The following is a 19,998-nucleotide window of genomic DNA, read 5'->3' on the forward strand; positions in this document are numbered from 1 at the left end:
GCGGTGGAGAGCCCCCGAATGAGTGGCCCGGATCACTCACACAACCGATGAGTGCCGATGAGTCTGCGATCGGGGAAGGTCCGGCCTCCACGGTTCCGCGTTGATACAGTCAGGTGATTTTTTCGGTGGTGCGGGCGCAGAGCGTTGCTACACATCACGGCTGTCGGGGGGCGGCCAGTACGTCGATGCAGTAGTGACCTGGGGGAGTCCATCACCGTGGAGTTTCTTCGTTCGTGGTGGCGGCAGCCGTTCGACTACCAGTGGACGGTCAACTATCACCGCGTGCGTGGAACGCTGGCAGTCAATCGCATATCCGTCGGGCTGTGGTGCTGCTGCTTCAGCGTCGGAGCCTTCTGTGCACTGACGTCGCCTGCCGGTCCCCGAGGTGGCGTTGCGATCGACATCCTCGTCGGCGTACTCGCGGTCGCCTGTGCTGTCATCGGAGTCGTCTGGCTCGCCGGGCGCTGGCCCCGCCAGTGGATGACCCGGCTGTTCGTCGTCTACACCGATGTCGGCGTCGCGGTGGTGCTGTTCACCTTCGCGGACCTGTTCATCGCGATGATGGGTTGCTCGCTGTTCTCGGTGACCGGTGCACATGTGACCGCCTTCCACAGTCCGCGGTGGCTGCTCGGGCACCTGAGTTTCGCAACGGCGGTGACGCTGGCTCTCTACGCGTGCGTGGTGTTGGGCTCGGACGCGGACAAGGGCATCGCCACGGCACTGTTGATGGTATTGCTGCCGGTTCTGCTGGCAGCGCCGATCATCATGCAGTCGGGCCTGCTGGATCTGCGCGAGGACGCCAATGACGCATTCCGGGACCACCTGACCCAGCTACGCAATCGTCGTGGACTCGAAGCGGGATTTCATCAGCTCCAGTACAGCGGGATCCCGGTGGGGCTGGCGGTGCTGATGCTCGACATCGACGGCTTCAAAAAGATCAACGACCAGCACGGACACAGCGGCGGAGACGCGGTACTCGAACTCGTCGCAGCCCGGCTGATGGAAGTCGCCGGTACTCACGCGCTGATCGCCCGAGTGGGCGGCGAGGAGTTCGCGATCACGCTCGTCGGCACCCCCGAGCAGGCGATCGCATTGGCGCATCGGGTGCGTTCGACGCTGCACAACACGGACGATCGACATCCGATCACGGTGAGCGTCGGGGTTGCGGTCGCCACCCACCAGCAGCTGCGGGCGAACAAGCGGCAGCCGAGCACGGCAACCCTGAGGGCGCTGATGAGGTCTGCGGACATTGCCATGTACCAGGCGAAAAAGCTTGGTGGTAATGGTGTTTCGGTCGATTCCGATCTCGATGACGCGACCTGCTGACCCTCGGGGATCAGTGGGGATCGGCCAGTAGGTCGCACGCCATCTGCTCGTATCCCTCGCGAACGCTCGGGTAACGGGGTTGCCAGTTCGCCGCATCCCGAAAGCGTGCGTTGGTCGCCCGTAGCGACCGGGTCATCGACGTCAGCCGATCCCCCAGGAGTAGGCCGAGGCGACCGGGACCCTTGATCCAGGCAGCGGCGCCCGTTGCGTCGGCACACGCCTGCGCGTGTTGGCCCTTGGTGAGAGGCTCGTCGTCGACAACGTTGTAGGTGCCGCCCGCACATGCCAGTGCGGCAGCAACGGCATCGCCGGCATCAGCGACGTGTATGGACGACATGAAGCTGTCCCGTGGGCCCGGCACAAAGCCGATGTGGCGGCGGGCGAGGGCCACGATCTGCTCACTGTGAGCCGCGCCGATGCCGTAGAACAGGCCGAAGCGCAAAACAATCGCCTGGCCGCCGGCACCAGCGAATCGGGCGGCGTTTGCCTCGGCGGCGTTTGCCTCGGCGGCGTGGTTCCCCTTGGTGATCGGATAATGATCGACAGGATGGTCCTCATCGATCCATCGGCCACCTCCGTCGCGATAGAGCATGACCACCGACTCCTGAATGACCCGCGGCACACCGGCGTCGAGGCAGGCCTGGACGACAGTTGCCGATCCCTCCGTGCGCACCCGTTCACACTCGCGCCAGGCCGACCGTCGGACGAAGGAGGCGGTCGACGGTAACGCGGTGGCGAGATTGACCACGGCGTCGTGCCCGGCGATGGCAACGGTCAGTCCTGGCCTGTCGAACAACGACACCAGCACCGGTCGCGCACCCTGGCGCTCGAGGATCCGGGCCTTCTCCGAGCCGCGCGCCATCGCAGTGACGTCGTGTCCGGCCGCGACCAGCGCAGGCACTGCGCGAGTGCCCACGGCGCCTGTGCCCCCGGTTACGAAGACCCGCATGGCTACCTCCTCGCCGACCTCGAGTTCGGCTAGCACCGAACATAGTTCACCAACGATGGAGTTCCCGGGGATTCGCGCGACTGGCTCCCTCCGGCGGCGACACCCTCAGTCGTCGATCCATTCCAGTAGATCCCCGGGCTGGCATTCGAGTACCCGGCACATGGCTTCCAGGGTGCTGAATCGGACTGCCTTGGCACGGCCGTTCTTCAGCACCGCGACATTCGCGGGAGTGAGCCCCACGCGCTCGGCAAACTCCCCGACACTCATCTTCCGCTTCGCCAACTCCACGTCGATACGCACGACGATCGACATCAGATCACCGCGTCCATGTCCGACCGCAGCGTGGTGGCCTGGCGCAGCAGTGCGCGCATCACAACCATCAACAGGCCCAAGACGGCCCCGCCCATCAGCATCAGGAAGAGGAGAAGCGGCAAGCCTGGATCGTTCGCGTTGAAACCGACGAAGAGGAACACGCCGAGAAGTGTGAGCCAACCGGCGCCGATCGCCCAGACGATTGCCGTGACCCAGACGAGTGAGGCGTGGGTGAAGATGCGGTCGCTGCGCACCAGGGTGAGCAACTTCCAGGTGCAGACGATGACCACCTGGGCGCAGAGCACCCAGAACACGGTGACGGCTGTCGCCGGCCAACGCAGGTAGGCCTGATCGGGTGATTCCTCGGCCATGTGTGCGAATTGTCCTGGCAGGGACATGGTTTGGAACAAAACCAGTATTGCGAAGAGCGATACGAGGAAGACTCGCAGTGCGGTGACGACCCAGCGTTCATTGAACATGCATCGACTATCACGGTAAATCCATCGAATGTCAATAGGTCGTTCCGAGCGACGAACAAGGGGGTCTGTCCGGGGTCGGTGATATGGGTGGGCTGGGGAACTCAGCGTGGCGCGGGGAAAAGCGTTGACGCCAAGGTGATTTCGCCCTCACGTTCGTTCACGAACTCTCCGGGACACCCGCCGCTCAACGCGCTCGAGACGGCAGCGATCACGCGGTCGTCTGCGGGCTCGACCGCATGCTCGAGGTTCGGAATCGGGGCCAGCCTGCACTGGCCGCCATCGAGCCGCCCGTCGGCCAGTTCTTCGTTGCTCCTGATCGAGTAGTACTCGACGTCTCCGGGTGTGTCGTCGCCGTTGTTGAGTTCGGCGATGAACGGGGTCACCGGGCAGCCGTCGAAGCCGAATCCGGGCAATTGGACGCAGCCACCGGGCGAGCCGTACTGAGGGGTGCCGATTGCGACGTAGTCGTCGATACGCTCGGAACCGCCCAGCGCTTTCAGATAATGGCGCGACGACAAACCCCCGTAACTGTGCGCCACCAGCGACAGGCTCTCCACTTCGACTCCGGCCGCGGCACTTTCGACCGACTCCTGGATGGCCTGCGAGTCCGCGTAGAGGTCGAGGCCCTTCACGTCGACCGTGTCGACGGTGTACCCGTCGGCAGCCAACTCGTCCGCCATGTCCTGAAAGAGGTCCACGCTGGAGGTTCCCGGGGCCGGTTGCTGGCCGGGTACCAGCAGCACGATGCGTTGAGGCTGACTCGGCGTCGACCCGGCCGATGCGGTGGCGGAGCCGATGAGTGTGGCCACCGAAGCAATCGCGAGCGCGCCCATGAGTTTTGTGAGGGCACCCTTAGTGGAAGTCATGGAGGGAAGGTACCTGCCGGGCGGCGTCAGAGCTAGGCCCCCTCCACAAACCTCCCATCGGGATATTTGCGACCGAACCGCGACACGGCCTTTCCGAACAGCGAGCGCCGGCCGGTCTCGGTGACACGAACCCCGAGGGTGTAGACGTTCGCTCCCTGTTCACGCCACACGGTTGATTGGACCGTGTAGTGAACGCCGTCCTCGACCACTTCCCGGCTGGTCGTCGATTCGTTGTCGTCCGCCCATGCGAGTTCGGTGTAGTCCACGCGCCGGCCCCATTCGGCCAAGTGGGTGTCTGCGAGCCTGCCGGCCACATGTTTGTCCATGGGCAGCAATACTAGGCGCCGCCGACGGGACGCGACGTAGTACAAGACCTACAAAAGAGCTGCCGGACAGATTATTTCGGCAATCGACCGACATCGAGCATGGGTACGAGGAATTGCCACGCGATCGCGGCGAGTTGCTCGTCGTCGTCGAGGTCGACGACATCGCTGCGGATCGTCAGGAACGACGCGGAGATGCGAACCATCATTTCGGCGATGAGGTCGATGTTCAGTTGTTTGTCGACGTTGCCTGCCTGTTGCTCGCGACGGAGCTGACCCGCCACGAACTCGCGGACCGCCGCGACCATGCGGCCGTCGTCGCCGATCATCGATCCGGCGACCAGGCCGGGTTCGGCGTCGATCAGCCCGCCGATCATCGGGTTGCCGCGGATGGCGCGCAGGGAGCTCACGAATCCGAGAACAACTCGCTCGGCCGCGGTCTCAGCGGATCGGATGTCGGTGAGGAACCGCTCGAAGTACCGCCGGAACTCTCGAAAGATGACCTGCTCGATCAGGGCGTCCTTGGTGGCGAACCGGCGATAGACCGTGATGCGGGACATGTTGGCCCGCCTTGCGACGTCCTCCATGGACGTGCGCTGGACACCGGTGCGGCTGAACTGCTCGTAGGCGGCGTCGAGCAAACGGGTGCGGGTGGTGTCGTCACCGGCGTCGGTCCGTCTGATCGCGTCTTTGTACGCGCGTTCGAGCATCGCTCGGGTGCTCGACGTCGCCATAGACGAAGACGGTACCGGTTCGCGGCGCTCAGTTCGTTCGAACAGGTGTGAGTCGCACGAGGAAACTGCACCGCTTGTGACCGGCAACACTTTTGTGCTAACCATGTTACTAAGAAACGCTGATTGTTTCATTGCATCAGCGAATGAATTCATGGTCGGACGGGGAGTGAATAGCGTGGACAACTTCAGTAGGCGCAACGCGTTGAAAGCGGGCGGGGTGTTGGGTGCGGCCGGCGCTGCGGCGGTCATCGTTCCGGCGACCCCGTGGTCATGGTCGCCGGCAGGTTCGGTGCCGGGAACCGGTAGCGGGGCCGACCCCCGGGGCGTGTGGGACAACGAGGCCGATCCGGTGGTTGCGTCGTTGATCGACCGCGGCGAGGTGCCGCGCGTGAACGAGTTGTTGAAGCACTGGACAAAAAACGGCCAGGCGTTGCCCGCCGGCCTGCCGAATGATCTGCGGGATTTCATCGAGTACGCGCGGCAGATGCCGTCGTGGGCTGATCAGGGCAAGCTGGCCACAGCGGTCGAGTTCAACCAGAAGCGCGGCACCTATCTGGGTGTGCTGTACGGCTTCGCCAGCGGCATGATGAGCACCGTCATCCCCAAAGAGGCGCGGGCGGTGTACTACTCCAAGGGCGGCGCGGACATGAAGGACCGCATCACCAAGACCGCGAAACTCGGGTACGACATCGGTTCGCTCAATGCCTACCAACCTGACGGTGAGATGGTGATCACCTGCGTCAAGACGCGGCTCGCGCACGCGGCGGTTCGGCATCTGCTTCCGCAGTCGCCACACTGGACGGGGTCTGCGCCAGAAGACATCCCGATCAGCCAGGCCGACATCATGGTCACCTGGCACAGCTTGCCGACCACCGTGATGCGAAACCTGAAGAAGTGGAACGTGCAGATCCCGGCTGCCGAATCGGAGGGCTTCCTGCATTCCTGGCAACTGGCCGCCCACCTGCTCGGTGTGCAAGACCAGTACATCCCGGCCTCGTGGGATCAGGCCGACTCGCAGGCCAAGCAGGTTCTCGACCCGATCCTCGCGCCCACACCCGAGGGCATCAAGCTTGCCGACATCCTCCTGGGTCTGGGTATGAATCTGGATCTGACGTTGCTCAGCCGGCCCATTCTCGGTGCGTTGACCCGATTCATGCTCGGCGATCAGGTGGCCGAGTGGCTGCGGATTCCGCGGGAGCCCGTCTGGACGCCGTTGCTCGAAACCGCGTGGGGTCCGTTTGTGGCTGTGCGTGAAGGGCTTCTCGATGTGGGCGTCCCGGAAGAGGCGTACTGGTTGTTCGACGAGTTCTTGCGCCAGTTCGTCCTGTTCTACACCTCCGAACTCCGCATGCCGATCAACATCGAGATACCGGTGATCAACAACCCGAACTACAAGTGATGCCGCGGCGCGCATAATCCGCCGGAGTCTTGGAGAGGGTGAACGTGGACAAGGTGTTGCTCGAGCGGAGCCTCATGCTGGTCGCCGACGACGACGTGGGGCTCACAACCGACTTCTATGACCGGTTGTTCGCCGAATACCCCTCGGCACGAGCGCTTTTCAGCAGCGACATCCGCCCGCAAGCGCGAATGCTCCAGGATGCCATCGTCGCCGTGCTCGACCACCTCGAGGATCCGACGTGGCTCCGTGCCTCGCTGGGGGCGCTGGGCCAGAGGCACGCATCGTGGGGCGTCACGCCTGAGATGTACAACTGGGTCGCGTCCACGATGATCGCCACCATGGCCGACCGCGGAGGTTCCGAGTGGACGGATGCCATGACGGATGCGTGGTCCGAGGCACTCGGAGCAGTCGCCGGCATGATGCTGGAGGCCTACCCCGTGCGCACGGATGGATTGGGCTGACCGGGAGGCAGTAAACCTGATGTCGTAGTCCTACTGTGAGCGAACAGCTTTCAGGACTGTGTCGTGTGTGTGGTGTGAGTTTCCGGGAGGGGCGGTCGTCCGGGGCTGGGTGCGGTCGATCAGCACCGTCCACTCGTCGCCGAGGAGTTCGGCGAAGTCGTGTGGGTCGTAGAAGTCCCGCGGGTCGATTCCCTTCCAGTTGTGGCCTTCTCGGATCTCGTGGCCCACGATGAGCAGCGTGCCGCCTGGCGCGACGGCGTTCGCGATCGCGCGGGCGGTCTGGCCGCCGTCGGACCGGGGAACACTGTGGAGATATTGCATCGACACGAGGTCGTAGGAGGTCGGCGTCGGCGGGTCGGCGAGCGGATCACCACGTACCCAGGTGATGGCGTCCGAGTCGCCCAGTTTCATGGCGCGGTCGATGGCGACCTGCGAGATGTCGACGGCCGTCACCTGCCATCCGCGTTCAGCGAGCCAGCGGGCATCGGCGCCCTCACCGCATCCGAGGTCGAGCGCCCGTCCGGGTGGCAGGTCCGCCACCTCGTCGACGAGGACGGGATTGGGGTTGTTGCTGAAGAGTTGTTCGGCGCTGCTGTAGTGCTCGTCCCAGAATTCTTGGCTCATGTCTCCACAATGGCCGCGAACCGCTGTTTTCGACAACTATTCTTGCTGTTTCGGCAACTGTGTTCGGGAAACGTCCGGTCGCGGGCCCAGAAGGGCGATGCAGGCCTCGACCATGGTCTCGGTCATCGAGTTGATCGGCCTGTGGTCCTCGACTGCGACCGCCGTCAGTTCGCGTAGGCCTCCCAGCAGCAAGGTGGCCATCGACCGCGACACCGTCTCCACGCCCAAAGCCCGCATCTGAGGTGTGCTCGTCAACATGACAAGGGTGCGGATCAGCTCTTCCATCGCGTGCCGCTGAACCGGTCGGGCGCTGGTTCCCAGGGCGGGGAGTTCGCGAATCCAGCTCAGTGTGATGGCCGGATCCATCTCGATCGACTTCACGTATGCGCCGATGGCCTGCCTGATCTGCGTGATCCACCCGGCGTTCGGATCCACAGCTGCCACGATCTCATCGATCATGGAGGTGTTCGCACGCCGCAGCAGCTCGATGAAGCAATCTTCTTTGCCAGAGAACTCCTGGTAGAAGGTTCGTCGCGACGTCCGGGCGATGCCGACGATGTCGGCGATGGTGCTCGCCCGGTACCCACGGACCTCGATCGAAGTGGCCAGCGCGTCGAGCAGCCGAACCCGGAATGCTGACCCGCCGGCGTCGGCGGGCTGCAGTTGGTCGACTGACTGCGGGTTGGTTGCCATCGATCCAACGATACGACCCCTTGTTATCGCCTGGTACGGGAGCGTACCGTCGCAGTGGTACGGCGTAGTACCGGGCGGCGCCGAGACGGGAGCGTTCGAACATGGGGCCAGCTCATACAGAAACGAAAGACGGTCGCCAGGCAGAGGCGTCGGTGCACCTGCCGCCTGGTCCACGACTCCATCGGCACGTGCAAGGACTCGCGTTCGTCGCCGCACGTCGGCAGACGATGCAGGTGCTCGCCAGGCGCTACGGGCCGGCGTTCACACTGAACATCCCGGTCTTCGGGAACACGGTGGTGGTATCGGACCCGCACTTGGCCAAGCAGCTGTTCACCACACCGGCCGGAGTGCTGAGCAACGTGCAACCCAACCTCGGCCGGATCCTCGGCGACCACTCGATGTTCTCGCTCGAAGGTGACGACCATCGCCGCAGACGCAAGCTGCTCACTCCTCCGCTGCACGGCAAGAGCGTGAAGGGCTACGAGCAGATCATCGAGGAAGAGGTCCTGCGCGAGACCGCTACCTGGCCGGAAGATCGCGAGTTCGAGAGTCTGGCTCCGATGATGCGGATAACGCTCAATGCGATTCTTCGTGCGGTGTTCGGCGCCGATGGGGAGCAGCTCGACTCACTACGGCGCATCATTCCGCCGATGGTCGAATTGGGCTCGCGCCTCGCGACATTGCCGAACACGGCAATCAACCTCGGCCGGTTCGACCCCTGGGAACGATTCATGGCTCGCCGTCGTGAATACGACTCGATCATCGAAGACCTGATCTCCACGGTGCGGGGCGACCCCGACTTCGCCGAACGTACCGACATCGTCTCGCTGATGCTGCGAAGTACCTACGACGACGGGTCGCCGATGACGACCACGGAGATCGCCGACGAACTGGCGACGCTGCTCGCCGCGGGCCACGAGACCACCGCCACCACGCTGGCGTGGGCGTTCGAGCGATTGCGCCGCAACCCGGATGTGTTGGCCCGCTTGACCGCTGAGGTCGACGAGGGGGACACCGCGTTCCGGCAGGCGACGATCCTGGAAGTGCAGCGCAGCCGGCCCGTGATCGATCTCGCCGGGCGAACAGTGGTGGCTCCTGTGCTGGAGTTGGGCGAGTGGCGCATCCCGCAGGGGCACACGGTGCTTGTCAGCATCTCTCTACTGCACGACGACAGTGAGCAGTTCGAGGATCCAGATCGATTCGACCCCAGTCGATTCCTGGATCACAAGCCGTCCGCCGCATGGCTTCCGTTCGGCGGTGGAACCCGCCGGTGCATCGGTGCGGCCTTCGCGAACATGGAAATGGATGTCACCCTGCGGACCGTGCTGGAGAAGTTCGAACTGCTTCCCACGACGAAACCTGCTGAGCGTTGGCACAGTCGCGGCGTCGCTTATGCTCCCCGCCGCAAAGGGCAGATTGCTGTTCGTCGCCGCAGTTGAGAATGATGTGGCAGACCTGAAGAAAGGGTCGCCAACTGTGTAGCGTGACCACATGGACCTGCAGCGACTACGAATCCTGAGGCAGCTCGCAGACCGCGGCACCGTGGGAGCCGTGGCCCAGGCGATGAACATGACACCGTCAGCGGTGTCGCAGCAGTTGAAGGTACTGGGCCGCGAAGCCGGGATTGCCTTGCTCGAACAAGATGGCCGGCGGGTTCGTCTCACGGACGCCGGTCGCGCGTTGGTACTACGTGCCGACGAGGTCATCGCCGCTGTGCAGCGGGCCGAGGCGGAGATGGCGTCGTACCGCGATGACGCAGTCGGCGAAGTGCGCTTGGCGATGTTCCCCTCGGGAGCGGCACTTCTGCTACCGGGTGTCCTCAACCGGATGAGCGATCGTCGGATCCGGGTGATCGCCGGCGACGAAGACGTGAAATATGTTGATGCGCCTGCCTTGCTGGCCGACTTCGACGTTGTCCTGACCCATCGGGATGAGCGAGCGCCGCAGGTTGTCGAGGCGAGGGTGTCGGTGACAACCGTGATGCGTGAGCCCATCGACCTGGTGGTCGGGGGTGGTCATCGTCTGGCCGGCCGCAGCGAGGTGACACTGGCCGAACTCGAGGACGAGGACTGGATCAGCGTCCGCGGCGGGTTCCCGGTTGATGACGTGCTGCTCTCCCTTGCGGCGGCGACCGGGGTGGCGCCGCGAGTCACCCACCGCATCAACGACTTCCGCGTCATCGAGTCGATGGTGGCACGTGATCACGGAGTCGCGCTCATGCCCCGGTTCTCGATCCGGGATCCGGACTGCAGCCGCCTTGTTCTCACCGGGGTGCGCGCCGCGCGGGTATACGAGGCGTTGAGCCGCCCGATGGGTGATCAGCGAGGTGCGGTGAGGCAACTTCTTGCAGCACTTGTCGCCGAGGGTGATTCGGTCGGAGCATGATCATCCGGCAGAACCGCCGGCCGACTACCCTATTGGTGCGCCGGAGGTCAGGATCTGCGCGACGTCATCTGGAATGGCTTGTGGCGCACCGGATTCGTCGGCGTGGACATACACGGTCTCGACGGTGCAGCACTCCCGATCCGCGACCTTGACGTCGAAACACATCGTGAAACTGGTGCGTCCGACGCGTGGACAGGTCACATAGACGTCGACCACTTCACCCCAGACCGCCGGCGCTGTCCAGGTGAGCGTCGACTTCTTGACGCGCAGCATCTCGCCGAAATCGAGGATTCCCCGTTGCCGGCAGAACTCCGCGCTGGCCTCGTCGCAGTACAGCAGGTAGTGCGCGTTGAAGACCACGCCCTGCTGGTCGGCCTCGGCGTAACGCACCGGGGCCGACCAGGTGGGACGAGTTCCCTCGGAACCGACTACGGGGCCCACGTGCGTGGGGCCTGCTCGCCGGATTCGGCGTCCCCGCTGCCGTCGGCCACACGCACTGCCCGGTTCACCGCCGAGACCACTGCGCGCAGCGATGCCGTGGTGATCGACGGTGCAATTCCGCAGCCCCACACGGTTTCGCCCCGGACCTGAACCTCAACGTAGGCAGCGGCATTCGCGTCGTCGCCTGCGGTCAGCGCGTGCTCGGCGTAGTCGAGCACCTGCACGTCGTACCCGACGGTCGACAGCGCGTCGACAAAGGCGGCCAGCGGTCCGTTGCCGGAGCCGGTGATTTCTTTCTCTTTGCCGTCTACCTTCACGGTCGCTGTGATGCGATCTTCGCCGCCGTCTTCCTCCGCGGCGTCAACGCGCTGGCGGATTCGTTCGAGCGGCTTGAGTGGCTGCAGGTACTCCTGAGCGAAGACGTCCCACATCTCCTTGGGAGAGACCTCGCCGCCTTCACCGTCGGTGATCTTCTGGATCTCGCGGCTGAACTCGATCTGCAGACGGCGCGGCAGTGACAGTCCGTGGTCGGCCTTCATGATGTAGGCGACGCCGCCCTTGCCCGACTGGCTGTTGACCCGGATCACGGCCTCGTAGTTGCGGCCGACGTCCTTGGGGTCGATCGGCAGGTACGGAACCTGCCACAGGATGTCGTCGATGTCCGAGTCGGCCTCGTCCGCGGAGATCTTCATCTGGTCGAGGCCCTTGTTGATGGCGTCCTGATGGCTTCCGGAGAACGCGGTGTACACCAGATCGCCGCCGTACGGATGGCGCTCGTGCACACCGAGTTGGTTGCAGTACTCGACCGTGCGGCGGATCTCGTCGATGTCGGAGAAGTTGATCTGCGGATCGACCCCCCGACTGAACAGGTTCATGCCGAGCGTCACCAGGCAGACGTTGCCGGTGCGCTCGCCGTTGCCGAACAGGCAACCCTCGATGCGGTCGGCGCCGGCCTGATAGCCGAGTTCGGCAGCGGCGACAGCAGTTCCGCGATCGTTGTGCGGATGCAGGCTCAGGATCACCGAGTCGCGGCGGGCGAGGTTACGGTGCATCCACTCGATCGAGTCGGCGTACACGTTGGGGGTGGCCATCTCCACGGTTGCCGGGAGGTTCAGGATGATCGGCTTTTCCGGTGTGGGGTCGATGATCTCGGTGACCGCGTCACACACCTCTTTGGCGTAAGAGAGCTCGGTGCCCGTGTACGACTCCGGGGAGTATTCGTAACGCCAATTGGTGTCGGGGTACTTGACCTCTTCGGCGCGGACCTTGTGCGCAGCGTCGGTGGCGATCTTCTTGATGGCTGCCTTGTCGGCGCGGAAGACCACCCGGCGCTGCAGCACCGACGTCGAATTGTAGAAGTGCACAATGACATTCGCGGCGCCGCGACATGCGTCGAAGGTGCGTTCGATCAGTTCGTTCCGGCATTGCGTCAGCACCTGGATGGTGACGTCCGACGGGATCGCATCGTCTTCGATGATCTCGCGGACGAAGTCGTAGTCGGTCTGGCTGGCCGAGGGGAACCCGACCTCGATCTCCTTGTAACCCATCCGCACCAGCAGGTCGAACATGCGGCGCTTACGTGCCGGGCTCATCGGGTCGATCAGAGCCTGATTCCCGTCACGAAGGTCGACGGCGCACCACATGGGGGCGCGGTCGATCACCTTGTCGGGCCAGGTGCGGTCGGGGACCGCGACGTTCTCGACCTCATCGGCAAAGGCGCGATAACGATGTGCGGGCATCGCGGAATTGCGTTGGGGGTTCCACGACGGTTGTCCGGAAGGAATGGGTCCGGCGGGTTCGCTGATCCGGCTGGAACTGGAAGTGAATGCATCGGCGGCAGGCATGAGGGTCAATCTCCGGGGTTGGGGGAATGAGACCGGCGCGTCAAAGATCCCGCGACGGGAAGCCGGTCTGGATCAGACCCCGCCGCGGCAACCGAGAAGGAGCACGCGCTGCATTTTTGTGACTGTACTCCCGAAGGCGCGGAAGTCCAAAGGTGGTTCACCGGTTGTCCGGAACCAATGGTCGTCCCCAGGTCTCGGCGAACGCGATCTCGGACAACGGCAGGCGGGTGCGTTCGCGGCCATCACGCTCTCGGATGTCTGCGGGCAGAGCAGCGGCGTCAGCGAGTCGGCCGATGGCCAGGACCAGTAGTGGTCGAACTGAGTCCGGAATGTCGAACTGCTGCACCAGGTCTGGCGCGCGGAACCCGCCCATGGGATGCGCGTTCCATCCGTCGGCCTGGGCTTGGACGATCATCTGACCGGCGGCGAGCCCCACGTCGAGCGTGGCGTAGTCGTGCATTTTCGGGTCGTCGGGGAGGTCGTCGGTACACAGGACGATCAGTGCTGCGGCGGCCGGTGCCCACGATTGGTTCCCGCGTTTGAGTGCCTCGGTGACCCCGGCGAATGTCGGGTCACCGCGGCGGCCGACGACAAAGCGGACCGGCTGGCGACCGCCACCCGTGGGCGCCCACCGGCCCGCCTCGAGGATCGACTGCAGATGCTCGTCGGACATGGTTGCGTCGGCGTCGTAGCCGCGTGCACTCCATCGGTCTGCGAGTAGCGGGTGCACGGGCAGCAGCTCCTTGGGCCGGGCGGGGATCAGTCGGTGACCGGCCGGCGTTCGCGGAGAACGATTGCCACCACTGCGGCCACCACCGCCAAGAGTGCCACGCTCACCAGCGACGTGATGTGCAAGCCGTCGACGAACGCGCTGCGTGCGGCGTCGGCGAGAGCACTTCCGGCGCCCGGGTCCAGGGTCTGTGCCTGAGTGAGTGTCTGCGAGAGGGTGTCCTCGACTCCGCTGCCCTCACCGGAGCGGCGGAAGACCATCGTGGCCACCGAACCGAGAACGGCGAGTCCGAACGCCGTTCCCAACTCGAAGCTGGTCTCGGAGAGACCGGCCGCCGACCCACTGCGCTGAGCAGGCACCGACGACACGGCGACATCGGAAACCAGCGAGAAGATCACGCCGTAGCCGACACCGGCCAGCGTGGAGCTGATCAGGTAGACCAGTACGCCCTGGTCGACGCCGAGGCCGAGCATGCCTGCGTTGCCGACCGCAGCGGCCAGCAGCGAGAACACAAACGCCCAGCGCACCGACATGACCGCGGCGATGCGGGAAGCGCTCATCGAGAAGATCGCCACGGCGATCGCCATCGGGATACCGAGTACTGCGGCCTCCAGCACATCGCGTCCGAGGACCGACTGCAGGTAGATGCCGCTCAGGTAGCTCAACGCGGCAAGGGTCATCATGCCCGTCAGTGCGCTGCCGATCGCAACGGAGAACCCGGGACTCTTGAAGAGCTTGAGGTCGATCAACGGATGTTCTGTTCGACGCTCGTGGGCGGCGAACAACGCCATTCCGACAATGCCGATGGCGGCGAAGACGGCCGTGGTGGTGTCGAACCCTTCGGCTGCGCCGTGCTTGATGGCGTAGACGAGCGGGAGGATGCCGATCAACGACAGCAGCACGCCGAGGACGTCGAAGGGGGCCGAGCTGGGCGACCGGTATTCCGGGACCAGGCGGGGGCCGAAGACCAAGAGGATCAGCAGTACGGGCACGTTGATCAAGAAGACGGAGCCCCACCAGAACTGGTGGAGGAGGGCGCCACCGATCACCGGGCCGATGGCCGATCCGCCTGCGAACGCCGCCGTCCACATGCCGATGGCCTTCGCCCGGGCCTTGGCGTCGGGGAACATGTTGCTGATCAGCGACAGGCTCGAGGGCAGGAGGGTGGCGCCACCGATGCCCATGATGGCGCGGGCGGCGATGAGCGCGCTCGCGTCGGGAGCGAATGCTGCGATCGCCGAGGCGACGCCGAAGAGGCTGGCGCCGACGAGCAGCAGCTTGCGTCGACCGAACCGGTCGCCGAGATTGCCCATCGTGATCAACAGGCCGGCGATGAGGAAGCCGTAGATGTCCACGATCCACAACTGCTGTGTGGCAGAGGGGGCGAGTTCGGCGCTCAGGGTGGGGATCGCCAGGTACAAGACGGAGAAGTCCATGGACACCAGAAAGACCGGCAGCGTCAGTACTGCCAGTCCCAGCCAGGTCCGGCGGTCCGGGCGGCTGGTGCTCGCGTCGGATCGCGGATCGGTCTGTTTGTCGATGATGCTCACGGGGTGCTCCAATCACGCTGCGAACACACGAGCGGACGCCGGCGTTGGCCGCGTTGAGGGCGCTACATGTGTTCGGACGGCGATCGCCCGCTCGTGGCGGCTCGATCAACCTGAGTACAACGTACGCATAAGAGTACGTTGTACGCAAAGCGTTTATTCCATCGTTCGGGCTTTGTTCACCGTCCCGGCCGTGAACACGGACAATGAACGCGGCGAAGGAGAGATGTGATGACAGCACAGGAGGGTGCGGTGAGCGGTGGCCTCGACCCGGCACCCGAGTCCGCCAAACTGACCCGCGGCGCGGTGGTCAACGCCGCGATCGAACTCGCGGATGCCGACGGGTTCAGCGCCCTCACCATGCGAAAGATCGCCGACCGGCTCGGCGTCGGCACGATGTCGCTGTACCGGCACATCGCCGACAAGGACGCGCTGCTGCGGGAGATGTCGAATGAGATCGGCATCCGCTTCCCGTACCCGCCCGCCGACGATGCGACGTGGCGCGAGCGGGCGTTGATCGCGGCCGAGGTCGACTGGACCCTGTATCAGCGCCACCCCTGGGTACTGCTGGCCTTCGCATCTCCGCGCACCAGCATGGGCCCGCAGAGCCTGAACTGTCTCGACTGGCTTGTGGACGCCTTCCTCGATCTCGAGGTCACCCCCGCGGTCGCCACCGAGATGGCGCTGACCCTGTGGAACCTCATCGCCGGCACGGTGCTCAGCACTGTCGCCGAACGACTACTGCTCGACCGGGCCGCCGATGAAGACCAAGGTCAGAGTGGACTGGCGCATCTTCTGGCAGGCAACCCCGAGAGCGAGCCGCCGCCCCATCTCGCAGCACTGGTCGGCACGCATCATTCAGAACTCACCGACCCCCGCCATCTACTCACCCAGGGTGTGGCCGCGCTGTGCGACGGTTTCGAATCGAGGGCGTCCAGATTGCGTGATGGTCACTGACGCGCAGGTCACATGGCGTGTGGATAGACCGTCAACATGTGTGCGCCGAACCATGAGCTGAAGGCGACAACCGCGAGCGAGACCAGGATCTGTGTGGACCCGCGACGTTTGGCCAGGCCGATCGCGATCGGGATCAGCAAGACGAACGCCGGGAGCAGCAGTCGGGGGCGGCTCATCATCAGACCGCTCGAGGCGCCGATGGATACGACCACCAGTGCTCCGTACACCGCCACCGGCCACGGCACCCGCTCGGCGAAACTCAACAACGCCAGGGCGATGGTGATCAGCATGATCCAGGCCGTGGCCACCGGCGCGATCTCGCCGGAGTTCACAAGCGCGTAGTTGATGAACTCGTAGGCGGCCTGGCCGTAGTCGACCCGCGTGTCCCAGCCCTCGGTCTGGATCTTGAACCAGCCGAGTGGTTCGCCCGTCTTGTGCCAGACCACCGCCAGATACCCCAGGTAGCCGAGCGGACTGAGGACGATGGCCGCCCACGCCCTCGGTCCGTCGCGGAATCGCAGCGCCGCAGCCACCACCACGACAACGATCAGGACCACCGCGGTCGGACGGCTCAGTCCGGCCAGCATCGTGCAGATCCCGGCCAGCAACCATCGTCGCTCCAGCACGCCGATCAGCGCCCAGGCCGCAAGCGCGCAGAACAGCGCCTCGGTGTAGGCCATCGACAAGACGATGCCCATCGGCGCTGCGGCGAACAGAACGGCGAGCAGCAGCCCAGCCCGACGCGGATCGGCCTTGACGCGCACCACCTGGCCGTCGTCGGCCCGCTGGATGTCCTCGGCAAACCAAGCGGTGAAGCGTGCGGGCACGAGCCGGGACTTGTGTTCACGGTTCTGCATCTGTGCGGCGCACAGCGTTCCGATCCGGGCGACACCCACCGCGGCCAGGCACCCGAGCACCACGTTCACGGTGAGGGCGGCACCCAGCGGACTGAAACCGGGCACCTTGTCCAGCGCCCCGGCGAGCAACGGATAGCCGGGGAAGAACGCGTAAGGCGTGTCGGAGTCACGCATACCCTGCGCGTCGGTCTGGGTCAGCGGCACGCCCCCGTACCCGTGCTCGGCGATGGCGAGCATCCACTTGCCGTCCCACGCCGAGAGCGCCGCGCCGAGGCTGCTGCCGCGCAGCTGCGTGAACCGCTCCAGCACGAGCATGCCGACCAGACGGATGAGGAGGAAGGCGGCGATCGGCTCGACCCAGTCTCGCCGTCGATACAGGAGGTCGCTGACGGATTCGAATCTCGCTCGGGTCAGCACCTGAGCGATCCTAGTGCCGAACGCTCGCTCGGGGCGGGCGCTGTCGGTTGCACGGCCGATCCGCCAGTTCCGAAGCACGCTAAAGCAATTGCCGCGTGCCCGCCCGAGCCCCGGTGGGCGGCGGTCTCCCGGCTTGACGGTGCAGCGACACGCTTGCACGTGGGGGAGTTGCGGGTGGCTATCCTTGCACGAGGCGGGAGCCAGTCTTGCACTGTTGCCCGCTCACTGATTTTGAAGGTTCGCAGCAGCTAGAGAAGGGAAACTCGGTGGCTCTGGTCGTGCAGAAGTACGGCGGCTCCTCGGTTGGCGACGCCGAACGGATCCGCAGAGTGGCCGAGCGCATCGTCGCGACCCGTAAGGCGGGCAACGACGTGGTGGTCGTGGTGTCGGCGATGGGCGACACCACCGACGAGCTGCTCGACCTCGCCGAGCAGGTCTGCCCGGCGCCGCCGCCCCGCGAGATGGACATGCTGCTCACCTCGGGTGAGCGCATCTCGAACGCGCTGGTCGCGATGGCCATCAGCTCCCTCGGCGCGGAAGCCCAGTCGTTCACCGGTTCGCAGGCGGGTGTGATCACCACCAGCAGCCATGGCAAGGCCAAGATCATCGACGTCACGCCCGGCCGCGTCCGGTCGGCGCTCGACGAGGGCAAGATCGTTCTCGTCGCGGGCTTCCAGGGTGTCTCGCAGGACACCAAGGACGTCACCACGCTGGGTCGTGGTGGGTCCGACACCACCGCCGTGGCACTTGCCGCGGCCCTCAACGCCGATGTCTGCGAGATCTACACCGACGTCGACGGCATCTACACCGCTGATCCGCGCATCGTCCCGAACGCCCGCCACTTGGCGACGGTCTCGTTCGAAGAGATGCTCGAGATGGCCGCATGTGGCGCGAAGGTGCTGATGCTGCGCTGCGTGGAATATGCCCGCCGTTACAACGTTCCCGTTCACGTGCGCTCGTCGTACTCAACCAAACCCGGCACCATGGTGTCCGGATCGATGGAGGACATTCCCGTGGAAGAAGCCATCCTCACCGGCGTTGCCCACGACCGCAGCGAAGCCAAGGTGACGGTTGTCGGCCTGGACGACAAGCCGGGCTACGCCGCCAAGGTCTTCCGTGCTGTTGCCGATGCCGAGATCAACATCGACATGGTGCTGCAGAACGTCTCGAAGGTCGAGACGGGCAAGACCGACATCACCTTCACGTGTCCCAAGGAACTCGGTCCGATCGCCGTGGAGAAGTTGTCGACGCTGAAGGAAGAAATTGGCTTCAGCTCGATCCTCTACGACGATCACATCGGCAAGGTGTCGCTGGTGGGTGCGGGGATGAAGTCGCATCCCGGCGTCACGGCCACATTCTGTGAGGCCCTCTCGGAGGCGGGTGTCAACATCGAGCTGATCTCCACGTCGGAGATCCGGATCTCGGTGCTGTGCCGCGACACCGAGCTCGACAAGGCTGTGCGCGTACTGCATGACGCATTTGATCTCGGTGGCGAGGAAGAGGCCACCGTCTACGCCGGAACGGGGCGATAGCAATGGGTGTACGTGTTGGAGTTGTCGGCGCGACCGGCCAGGTCGGCGCCGTCATGCGAAAGCTGTTGGAAGAGCGCAATTTCCCGGCCGACGAGATCCGCTTCTTCGCGTCGTCACGATCGGCGGGCAAGAAGCTGCCGTGGCGGGGTGGCGAGATCGAGGTCGAGGATGCATCGACCGCAGATCCCACCGGCCTCGACATCGCGCTGTTCTCCGCCGGTGCGACCATGTCTCGTGAGCAGGCGCCGCGTTTCGCCGCCGCCGGTGTCACCGTGATCGACAACTCGTCGGCCTGGCGCAAGGATCCCGATGTGCCGCTGATTGTCTCAGAGGTCAACGGTGAGCAGGCGAAAAACCTGACCAAGGGCATCATCGCCAATCCGAACTGCACCACGATGGCTGCGATGCCGGTGCTCAAGCCGTTGCATGACGCGGCTGGCCTGCAGCGTCTGATCATCTCGTCGTACCAGGCGGTCTCCGGTAGTGGTCTCGCCGGCGTCGAAGAGCTCGCCACCCAGTTGCGGGCGGGCATCGACGATGCCGAGAAGCTGGTGCATGACGGATCGGCGGTGTCGCTGCCTGATCCTGTCAAATATGTTGCGCCCATTGCCTTCAACGTGCTCCCGCTGGCCGGTTCGCTCGTCGACGACGGTTCGGGTGAGACTGACGAAGACCAGAAGCTGCGCAACGAGTCCCGCAAGATCCTGGGCCTCCCCGATCTGCTGGTGAGCGGTACGTGTGTGCGGGTTCCCGTGTTCACCGGGCACTCGTTGTCGATCAACGCCGAGTTCGCGAATCCGTTGTCGGTCGAAGAGGCCACCAAGATCTTGGCTGACGCCGCCGGCGTCACGTTGACCGATGTGCCCACCCCGCTGGCTGCTGCCGGCAAGGACAACTCGTTGGTCGGCCGTATCCGTCAGGATCCGGGCGCACCCGAGGGACGCGGCCTGGCGCTGTTCGTCTCCGGCGACAACCTCCGTAAGGGTGCTGCCCTCAACACGATTCAGATCGCCGAACTGCTGGTCTAGTCGGTAGTTCCTCCGGTTTCGAGCAGTTCCTCCGGTTGCAGCCGGAGTTTCTGGCTGGAGTCGGAGGATGTGGCCGGGTGGCCGTGGTTCGATG

Annotated in this window: 21 protein-coding genes; 8 read left to right on the forward strand and 13 right to left on the reverse strand. The window is 64.8% G+C overall.

What is annotated here, in order from left to right; genetic code table 11:
* Positions 1-216: 216 nt before the first annotated feature.
* Positions 217-1,326 (forward strand): GGDEF domain-containing protein, encoded by a 1,110-nt coding sequence (locus tag WIMU1_RS03050; RefSeq protein ID WP_062795086.1) that lies wholly within the window; start codon positions 217-219, stop codon positions 1,324-1,326.
* Positions 1,327-1,336: 10 nt separating this feature from the next.
* On the opposite strand, the gene WIMU1_RS03055 is transcribed toward WIMU1_RS03050, so the two are convergent.
* From WIMU1_RS03055 to WIMU1_RS03080, 6 genes are all read right to left on the reverse strand, one after another.
* Complete coding sequence (locus WIMU1_RS03055; RefSeq protein WP_062795769.1) at positions 1,337-2,275, reverse strand: NAD-dependent epimerase/dehydratase family protein; 939 nt, start codon at positions 2,273-2,275, stop codon at positions 1,337-1,339.
* A gap of 105 nt (positions 2,276-2,380) precedes the next feature.
* Positions 2,381-2,587: a helix-turn-helix domain-containing protein gene (locus WIMU1_RS03060; protein WP_023956557.1), complete on the reverse strand. Its 207-nt coding sequence runs from the start codon at positions 2,585-2,587 to the stop codon at positions 2,381-2,383.
* Entirely contained in the window at positions 2,587-3,066 is a 480-nt protein-coding gene (locus WIMU1_RS03065; RefSeq protein ID WP_023956555.1) for a DUF2975 domain-containing protein, read from the reverse strand. The genes WIMU1_RS03060 and WIMU1_RS03065 overlap by 1 nt, the downstream gene beginning before the upstream one ends.
* Before the next feature lie 101 nt (positions 3,067-3,167).
* Positions 3,168-3,932, reverse strand: coding sequence for a lipase family protein (locus WIMU1_RS03070; protein ID WP_147431429.1), 765 nt, complete (start codon positions 3,930-3,932; stop codon positions 3,168-3,170).
* Positions 3,933-3,964: 32 nt separating this feature from the next.
* Positions 3,965-4,258, reverse strand: coding sequence for a hypothetical protein (locus tag WIMU1_RS03075; protein WP_023956550.1), 294 nt, complete (start codon positions 4,256-4,258; stop codon positions 3,965-3,967).
* A gap of 71 nt (positions 4,259-4,329) precedes the next feature.
* Positions 4,330-4,989, reverse strand: a complete 660-nt coding sequence (locus tag WIMU1_RS03080; protein ID WP_031331821.1) for a TetR/AcrR family transcriptional regulator — start codon at positions 4,987-4,989, stop codon at positions 4,330-4,332.
* Positions 4,990-5,164: 175 nt separating this feature from the next.
* Between WIMU1_RS03080 and WIMU1_RS03085 the strand changes: the two genes are divergently transcribed.
* Together WIMU1_RS03085 and WIMU1_RS03090 are read left to right on the forward strand one after the other, a co-directional pair.
* Positions 5,165-6,388 (forward strand): oxygenase MpaB family protein, encoded by a 1,224-nt coding sequence (locus tag WIMU1_RS03085; RefSeq protein WP_062795088.1) that lies wholly within the window; start codon positions 5,165-5,167, stop codon positions 6,386-6,388.
* A gap of 38 nt (positions 6,389-6,426) precedes the next feature.
* Entirely contained in the window at positions 6,427-6,849 is a 423-nt protein-coding gene (locus WIMU1_RS03090) for a globin domain-containing protein (RefSeq protein WP_307714126.1), read from the forward strand.
* A 30-nt stretch (positions 6,850-6,879) separates the two neighbouring features.
* Here the strand turns inward: WIMU1_RS03090 and WIMU1_RS03095 are convergent, their stop codons facing one another.
* Positions 6,880-7,473 carry a class I SAM-dependent methyltransferase gene (locus tag WIMU1_RS03095; RefSeq protein ID WP_062795089.1) on the reverse strand — a complete coding sequence of 198 codons (594 nt, stop codon included), beginning with the start codon at positions 7,471-7,473 and terminating at the stop codon, positions 6,880-6,882.
* Between the two features lie 36 nt (positions 7,474-7,509).
* A complete protein-coding gene (locus WIMU1_RS03100; RefSeq protein ID WP_062795090.1) occupies positions 7,510-8,166 on the reverse strand; it encodes a TetR/AcrR family transcriptional regulator in 657 nt (218 codons plus the stop codon).
* 101 nt (positions 8,167-8,267) lie between these two features.
* Between WIMU1_RS03100 and WIMU1_RS03105 the strand changes: the two genes are divergently transcribed.
* Both WIMU1_RS03105 and WIMU1_RS03110 read left to right on the forward strand, forming a co-directional pair.
* Positions 8,268-9,605 (forward strand): cytochrome P450, encoded by a 1,338-nt coding sequence (locus WIMU1_RS03105; RefSeq protein ID WP_062795091.1) that lies wholly within the window; start codon positions 8,268-8,270, stop codon positions 9,603-9,605.
* A gap of 52 nt (positions 9,606-9,657) precedes the next feature.
* Positions 9,658-10,551, forward strand: a complete 894-nt coding sequence (locus tag WIMU1_RS03110; protein WP_062795092.1) for a LysR family transcriptional regulator — start codon at positions 9,658-9,660, stop codon at positions 10,549-10,551.
* A gap of 24 nt (positions 10,552-10,575) precedes the next feature.
* Here WIMU1_RS03110 and WIMU1_RS03115 read toward each other — a convergent pair whose 3' ends face one another.
* The 4 genes from WIMU1_RS03115 to WIMU1_RS03130 all read right to left on the reverse strand — a co-directional run bounded on the left by WIMU1_RS03115 (position 10,576) and on the right by WIMU1_RS03130 (position 15,116).
* Positions 10,576-10,992: an acyl-CoA thioesterase gene (locus WIMU1_RS03115; protein WP_084247973.1), complete on the reverse strand. Its 417-nt coding sequence runs from the start codon at positions 10,990-10,992 to the stop codon at positions 10,576-10,578.
* Complete coding sequence (leuA, locus tag WIMU1_RS03120; RefSeq protein ID WP_062795094.1) at positions 10,980-12,836, reverse strand: 2-isopropylmalate synthase; 1,857 nt, start codon at positions 12,834-12,836, stop codon at positions 10,980-10,982. The genes WIMU1_RS03115 and leuA overlap by 13 nt, the downstream gene beginning before the upstream one ends.
* A 157-nt stretch (positions 12,837-12,993) precedes the next feature.
* Positions 12,994-13,566 carry a nitroreductase family protein gene (locus WIMU1_RS03125; RefSeq protein WP_062795095.1) on the reverse strand — a complete coding sequence of 191 codons (573 nt, stop codon included), beginning with the start codon at positions 13,564-13,566 and terminating at the stop codon, positions 12,994-12,996.
* A 29-nt stretch (positions 13,567-13,595) separates the two neighbouring features.
* Positions 13,596-15,116, reverse strand: a complete 1,521-nt coding sequence (locus WIMU1_RS03130) for an MFS transporter (protein ID WP_255283861.1) — start codon at positions 15,114-15,116, stop codon at positions 13,596-13,598.
* A gap of 228 nt (positions 15,117-15,344) precedes the next feature.
* Here WIMU1_RS03130 and WIMU1_RS03135 point away from each other — a divergent pair, with 228 nt between their 5' ends.
* The gene (locus tag WIMU1_RS03135) at positions 15,345-16,070 is read left to right on the forward strand and encodes a TetR/AcrR family transcriptional regulator (protein WP_062795096.1); all 726 of its coding nucleotides are present in this window, start codon (positions 15,345-15,347) and stop codon (positions 16,068-16,070) included.
* Between the two features lie 8 nt (positions 16,071-16,078).
* Here the strand turns inward: WIMU1_RS03135 and WIMU1_RS03140 are convergent, their stop codons facing one another.
* Positions 16,079-17,242, reverse strand: a complete 1,164-nt coding sequence (locus WIMU1_RS03140) for a putative hexosyltransferase (protein ID WP_370623742.1) — start codon at positions 17,240-17,242, stop codon at positions 16,079-16,081.
* A 368-nt stretch (positions 17,243-17,610) separates the two neighbouring features.
* Between WIMU1_RS03140 and WIMU1_RS03145 the strand changes: the two genes are divergently transcribed.
* The gene (locus tag WIMU1_RS03145) at positions 17,611-18,876 is read left to right on the forward strand and encodes an aspartate kinase (RefSeq protein WP_023956524.1); all 1,266 of its coding nucleotides are present in this window, start codon (positions 17,611-17,613) and stop codon (positions 18,874-18,876) included.
* 2 nt (positions 18,877-18,878) lie between these two features.
* Positions 18,879-19,904 carry an aspartate-semialdehyde dehydrogenase gene (locus tag WIMU1_RS03150; protein WP_062795097.1) on the forward strand — a complete coding sequence of 342 codons (1,026 nt, stop codon included), beginning with the start codon at positions 18,879-18,881 and terminating at the stop codon, positions 19,902-19,904.
* Positions 19,905-19,998: the final 94 nt, after the last annotated feature.

Source organism: Williamsia muralis NBRC 105860, from assembly GCF_001598915.1.
Lineage (GTDB): Bacteria > Actinomycetota > Actinomycetes > Mycobacteriales > Mycobacteriaceae > Williamsia > Williamsia muralis.

Coding starts and splice junctions, on each gene's coding strand:
- WIMU1_RS03140 (WP_370623742.1), bottom strand. CDS start 17,242: ATGCTCGTGCTGGAGCGGTTCACGCAGCTGCGCGGCAGCAGCCTCGGC.
- WIMU1_RS03105 (WP_062795091.1), top strand. CDS start 8,268: ATGGGGCCAGCTCATACAGAAACGAAAGACGGTCGCCAGGCAGAGGCG.
- WIMU1_RS03060 (WP_023956557.1), bottom strand. CDS start 2,587: ATGTCGATCGTCGTGCGTATCGACGTGGAGTTGGCGAAGCGGAAGATG.
- WIMU1_RS03100 (WP_062795090.1), bottom strand. CDS start 8,166: ATGGCAACCAACCCGCAGTCAGTCGACCAACTGCAGCCCGCCGACGCC.
- leuA (WP_062795094.1), bottom strand. CDS start 12,836: ATGCCTGCCGCCGATGCATTCACTTCCAGTTCCAGCCGGATCAGCGAA.
- WIMU1_RS03075 (WP_023956550.1), bottom strand. CDS start 4,258: ATGGACAAACATGTGGCCGGCAGGCTCGCAGACACCCACTTGGCCGAA.
- WIMU1_RS03135 (WP_062795096.1), top strand. CDS start 15,345: ATGACAGCACAGGAGGGTGCGGTGAGCGGTGGCCTCGACCCGGCACCC.
- WIMU1_RS03080 (WP_031331821.1), bottom strand. CDS start 4,989: ATGGCGACGTCGAGCACCCGAGCGATGCTCGAACGCGCGTACAAAGAC.
- WIMU1_RS03065 (WP_023956555.1), bottom strand. CDS start 3,066: ATGTTCAATGAACGCTGGGTCGTCACCGCACTGCGAGTCTTCCTCGTA.
- WIMU1_RS03070 (WP_147431429.1), bottom strand. CDS start 3,932: ATGACTTCCACTAAGGGTGCCCTCACAAAACTCATGGGCGCGCTCGCG.
- WIMU1_RS03095 (WP_062795089.1), bottom strand. CDS start 7,473: ATGAGCCAAGAATTCTGGGACGAGCACTACAGCAGCGCCGAACAACTC.
- WIMU1_RS03150 (WP_062795097.1), top strand. CDS start 18,879: ATGGGTGTACGTGTTGGAGTTGTCGGCGCGACCGGCCAGGTCGGCGCC.
- WIMU1_RS03110 (WP_062795092.1), top strand. CDS start 9,658: ATGGACCTGCAGCGACTACGAATCCTGAGGCAGCTCGCAGACCGCGGC.
- WIMU1_RS03055 (WP_062795769.1), bottom strand. CDS start 2,275: ATGCGGGTCTTCGTAACCGGGGGCACAGGCGCCGTGGGCACTCGCGCA.